This is a genomic window from Nostoc sp. FACHB-888, assembly GCF_014696655.1.
In the GTDB taxonomy this organism is placed as follows: domain Bacteria; phylum Cyanobacteriota; class Cyanobacteriia; order Cyanobacteriales; family Nostocaceae; genus Nostoc.
The window spans coordinates 1-6,041 of sequence record NZ_JACJQM010000225.1; the positions used below are offsets into that span (position 1 = coordinate 1).

The 6,041-nt window shown below is 39.4% G+C and carries 3 protein-coding genes; all 3 read right to left on the minus strand.

Annotated features, from left to right (window positions below):
- Positions 1–27: 27 nt before the first annotated feature.
- Entirely contained in the window at positions 28–2,448 is a 2,421-nt protein-coding gene (locus H6G26_RS37315; protein WP_190736608.1) for a filamentous hemagglutinin N-terminal domain-containing protein, read from the minus strand.
- 199 nt (positions 2,449–2,647) lie between these two features.
- On the minus strand, positions 2,648–4,153 hold the full coding sequence (locus H6G26_RS37320; protein WP_190736610.1) for an NAD(P)/FAD-dependent oxidoreductase: 1,506 nt from the start codon (positions 4,151–4,153) through the stop codon (positions 2,648–2,650).
- A gap of 621 nt (positions 4,154–4,774) precedes the next feature.
- Positions 4,775–5,497 carry a hypothetical protein gene (locus tag H6G26_RS43400; RefSeq protein ID WP_242054233.1) on the minus strand — a complete coding sequence of 241 codons (723 nt, stop codon included), beginning with the start codon at positions 5,495–5,497 and terminating at the stop codon, positions 4,775–4,777.
- Positions 5,498–6,041: the final 544 nt, after the last annotated feature.

The window sequence follows — 6,041 nt, forward strand, 5'->3', positions numbered from 1 at the left end:
TTGTAACTTACTAGCAGCAATTTATAACTATGAGTTAAATTTAGCAATTCCAAAATGCAAACCCTTGACTATAACATAAAAGTAATTTTGCAAGAGGTCTATTATCCAACTCTGAGCTTCAACAATTTCCGTAGTCTCTTTAATTATTGATAGCTGTAACTTAGATGAAAGTTCATCGGACTTAGATGAAACAGAATTTTTCTGCCAGATAGGTTGACTATCTAGATGTTCGTCAAATTTAGGCGGTGGACTGTTGCTAGCCACAATTAACATATCACTTCCTGTGCCTGATTGTGCAGCACAACCCGATACCATATTAGGAGTTTCTGTAACAATTTCTGGGGCTGCTTTAATGCCAGCAGGATTAACGTTAAAGCTGTTGATCTGGACTGTACCATCAACTCCCAACTGTGAACGTGTGGTAATAAAGCTATCGGGAGATAAAAATAATCCACGAGCATTTATCTGAATATTACCGCCGCGCCCCTCGAATGCATTAGCTTTTATGCTGCTGTTTTCTGAACCAGTTAGGATCTGTGTATTGATCTTGATATTGCCGCCATTACCGTTACCTTCGGCAGTTGCACTAATAGTACTGTTGCGTAGCTGTAAATTCTGTGTATTGATGTCGATATTGCCGCCTTCGCCGGAAGCAGTTGCGGTAGTGATAGAGCTTTTATTATCTAAAGTAATTGACCGAGCATTAATTGTAAGCCTTCCAGCATCAGTACTTGCTCCCTCATTGCTAACGCTAACTTGTCCACCATCTGTGATACGTAGACTCCCAGTATTGATATTTACCTCTCCAGGGGAGCCATTTGGTACTGAAGGAACTCCAAATACTTTTTGGGTGTCTGAATCTGGTCTAATCGCAGATGAACTTACCCTATTGCGTATCTCTAAATCGAAAGCGTTTATAGTAATACTCCCAGCAGAGCCAGAGCCTATAGTGGAAGTATTAACTGTTGCCATATCCCCCACTACCATTTTTTGTGTATTTATTATTAGATTGCCAGCATCTCCTGCACTAAAAGTTGAAGCAGCTAAATGGCTAGGAACATACTCTCTACCTGAATTAATCAATTCCACAGAGTTAAATAATTGTACAGAGTTGGTTGCATTCAGAATCACCGAACCTCCTGCGCCGATTCCACGAGTTAGAGATATAATCATTCCGCCATCCTCAGCTATCAACCGCCCTGTTGACACTGTGATGTCTCCTGCCTTCCCAGTAGTTAAGGTACTAGTAGTGATGTTGCTGGTAATAAAAGGATTAGAGGGTGAAAAACCAAGCAATTCTATAGAATCAGAGGCATTGATATTAATGCTACCTCCCTTGCCAGAACTATAGGATCTACTGCTTATACCTGCTCCTTGCTGAATAACCATCCACTTAGTGGAGATATCTATATTTCCTGCACTTCCAGAAGCTGTAGATTCAGTCCGCAAGATGCTAGGAAATCTTCCATCTGGAGAGATTCCGCTCAATTTCAGTAATTCAGAAGCATTGATACTAATACCGCCCGAAGGTTGTGAACCTTGGTTTTGAACTAAAATTATGGAGCCATCGCTTAATGAGATAAGCTTGCCCTGTATAGCAATAGAGCCACTATTATTCCCGCTAGTATCCACTAAAGTTTGTTGAGACAGATGAATGTCCTTATAAGAAGATACCTCTTCGTATCCTAAAGTCCACCCTTGAACAATTGGAATAAGGCTGATCATACCAGAGTCAACACTGCTCAGTTCAATCCTTCCTCCCTCTGCTGTCAGAGTGGCACCCTCTAAAGTGACATTACCCCCTAATAAACCTAATGTTTTACCTGGTTGTACCGAGAGACCAATTAAGGTACTACCCCTAATAATTGGTGAACGCAGTGTACTTGGAGCAGTTAGACCTTGACCTGTACCCTGTACCTGAATTGCACCTGAATTGCTCCCAAGTTGTAAGCCAACAGGAGCACTAACAGTCAACAAGGTTGTCCCTTGAGGATTTGTAGCACTAAACTCAAACTCATCAGCAAATTTAACAGCACTGGCAGTACTAGCAAAAAATGAGCCACCAATATCTAATCGTGCATTTTTTCCAAAGATAATCCCATTGGGATTGATTAAAAATAAGTTGGCTATGCCGTTAGCTTTGAGCAACCCTTCTATGTTGGAAACTGATGAGCCTGTTACACGACCAAAAATATTCTGAATACTTTGAGCATTGTTAAATAAAACCGTGCTGCCTGTAGGAATAGAAAACTGTTCAAAACTATGAAACAAGTTACTATCTTTAATAGTGCCTCCATCAATGACTCTGGTATTATCCTGTAATCTAACAATAGAACTAACGGGTAACGTTTTATCTGGTATGACTTGTGCTGTAACTGATGGGGAGGCTAACAAAAAAAAGAGGATGCTACCTTGAATGCTCCAGAATTGTGTAGCACGCTGTTTCACTGAACGCCCCTCTTTTATATTTGTGATTAATGAATGAATAAAATGCATTTGCTACTCATAGAACAAAGTCTAGCTATTATTTGTATTAAGAAAATTATCAATTCCAATTAACTCAGAAAAATTATTTCAAGTGGTACAGATGACACCAGGTGAGAGAAAATTAATCTGCGTCCTAACTATGCCTTGTTCGCAGAGGCTTTCACAATAACCCTTCTACTACTTGGTCAAAATTACGGCAATATACCTGTTGGTGATATTCTTGCCACTTTTCATTTGATGAGTGAGGAAAACCTGTCAATGTTGCCTTTTGGACATATGTCACAAATGGGCGACGAAGATGCTCATATTTCTCAAAGGCTGTGGCTATAGCTTGCTTATCATCCCAGTTATTTTCGAGAGCGATGTTAGCAATAATCGTTGCAATAGCTAGTGCATCTTCAAGTCCTTGATTAGCTCCTTGAGCTGTGAACGGAGGCATTCCATGTGCTGCATCACCAACCAGTACAACTCGCCCGCTACTCCAGGATGGTTGAAATTTGACAGGGTACTCATCAGTATTAATGTCAATTTTGCTAGGAATTTGGATAGGATCTGAAATGGTAGCGCGGTGGATGTAATATGGGCGCTGCTGCATATTAGTAGGGGGAGAGCTACGCACTAATTGCTTGAGTATGTGAGGAAAGCCTCCCTTTTCTAACTCCTGTACAGCTAAATTAATCAAAGAACTTCCAGACTTATCCTGTAATAAATCCAAAGGCAAAGCCAGAGTTATGATATATCCAACTTGACTGCTTCGTTTGCGAAATAACATAAACCTTGGTTTTTCTATCCAAGGTTGATCACTAAATACTTGATCATTACTGAGTGTTACAATTGATGAGTCTTGAAAAAATTTATCTTGTAATTCTGTCCACAGCTCACTTGGTATCTCATCTGTTTCCATACAAGATATTGCTGCAAATCCTGAATATTTAGGCTGTGCAAAATCAGAATATGGACTATCTTTGTAAAGAACTTTACGAATTGTAGAGTTAATCCCGTCTGCTGCAATAATCAACTTAGCTCGAAGCGATTTTGTTTCTAATTGTTTGGGGGTAGTATTTGAACTCTCGAACTGTGTATCATTATGTTTATTTTCGTTTGTCCAATGAGCATAGAGATTGGTTTCTATGCTTGTATTAGATACGCAATCTATTCGGACACACCCATTTTCTGGTTCATCCACAACATTGATGCAACGGTGATTAGCTTGAACCTGCTCCTGAGGTAGTAGATGTCTTAAGGTTGTCTGCAAATCATACCAAGGAACTGACACTCGACCTTCCCCATAATCTTTAAACCAGTCGTCGAACCCAAGAGGTATTGACCGAATTAACTGCCCCTGCAAATTTTTGTAAACCCATTTAGGAGAAGTCTTTGGAGGTTTTTGTTCCTGATTAGTTTTAATAGTTTTCTCGTTATTAGATTGTTGAGGATTAAAGAGCCTAACACTAGTTTTTCTGACCTCTTCGTAAGCATTAGAATCTAAACATTTGAGAGCTTTTAATCCATTTGGGAGAAGATCCAACCCATGACCAACCTGACGGAAGGTACGAGTTTGGTCGATAACAAGAACATTTTCTATACCATGCTTGCGTAAGCCAATAGCAGTTGCTAATCCAACGGGGCCAGCACCAACAATTACAACATCATATATTTTTTCCATAAAGCAAAAGAAAGCTGAGTAAACACCAGACTAAATTTGACAGGGAACTTCAAACAGTGTATCAGTGTATTAACATATTAATACCACATCACAGAGATTTTTATCCTAGGAAATAAAAACTTTTGTAAAATCGTTGAGAGAAAAACTCAGATGATTGATGGGGACTTTTAGTCATCCTTTATAAGTGCTAGTGCTGTTGGTATTGGTAAATAGAGTGCAGAGACGGAAGCCGTACCAACACAAATAATAGAGAGGGATAACAGTGCAAGTAACAATACCTTCGCCAATTTACGAGGGTAAGTTCATATATTAACTCCCTTGTCTGTTGGGTTCGGCAAAAACAATAAGTCCTAAAAATTACTTCAAGGTTTCCCGCAAGCTTTTTTTTCGTATCACTTGTAGGGGAAAGGGTTTGAGTCTCCAAGCTACCTTGTAAACTAAAGGATCTTGTATCAGTCTTTTTGCCATTTTTGCTAAAATTTTAGTAGGCTCTTATTTTGGCAAAGGTATTGAGTAAAAAAGGGTATTTGATAGCCATATTAAATATATACTCTGATTGAGTAGAAATTGTATGGTTAAGATTGTATTATCTTGTATAACTGATAACACGAAGCTTAGATATTATTCATCTTCATCATCCTCATAATCGAAATCATCATCACCGTGTTCTTCATACCACTTTCTTTCTTCCTCCAAAGCGATTTCTCTCTCTATCCTTTTTCTTTCTAAAATTTCCCTTTCTAGCTTTTCTATTTCTTGCCTTTCTTTTTCACGTATTTCTGTTTCTATCCGTTCTCTCTCTCTGGTTTCTCTTTCAACGCGTTCTCTCTCAAGCTGAATTAATCGCCGCTCTACTCGCTCACAGTAAAAATCCAAAGCCTTACCTGTGACAGCTCCGGTAATTGCACCACCAGCTAAAAAGACGAGTCCAGTTTTCCAGCCGCCAAAGGGATTACCGCTCCACTCCAGAGTACCCTCATTGAACCATACCAGTAGAAAGTAAACGAGAGTTCCAATAACTGTATTGATTAGTGCAAAAGCTCTCGGTGTCATCTCGGTTTGACGAAGTATCAACCATTGCGCCAGACTAAGAATCACACCAAAGATTACCGCAGTGATCGTACAAAGAATAATATTACCTGTCCAAGTGAACGGATCTACTGTAAATCTAATGATTAGCGTGATAGTAATCGGAGCAGAGAGCAAAAAGCTCAGGAGTAAGCTAGCACTAATCACAAGAAACCAGTAGCGACCGAGATAACCCAGGCGAAATTCTAACAACGACTCTTGTACTCCAAACAAAGTCATCCAAAATGCAATACCCGCTGTCAAATAATCAAGCATTAGCCGTTATTTTACCCATGTCTTGAAGAGGATATTTTCTAAAATAAGCTGAAATTGAGTTCAGTTGTCCGAAGTTCAAAGTCTGAATTGAATTCAGGCTCCTGAATTCTGAAGTCTGTCTTCTTAACTGTGGTATTGGACTGATTTTCGTCAAAGTATTCTTTCGTCAGTGCAAAATATAAAAAGCAATGAAAAACCCCAACCTGTTTAAAGGATGGGGGTATAAATAAAAACTCTATATTCTATGATGACACAATTCAATATTTGTTCAACTACTATCAGCCTGGAGGTGAAATAATGAACAAACCACCATCCAGACGCAAGAAAATTACCCCTGCGACATCTGGCGAACCAAAGCCAGCAAGCGACTCTGCACAGGAAAATACTTCTGGACAGGCAGGATAACCCAGCCTCAGCAACGATTACGGTGACGGCTGTTGAAGTAAGGACTCATGTAAAAATAACTTGAACAATTGTCCGAATAGTTAGAGTATCAGAATGTAACGGAATTTTTGCCTTATATGTCTGATAAACAGGTAGTCGA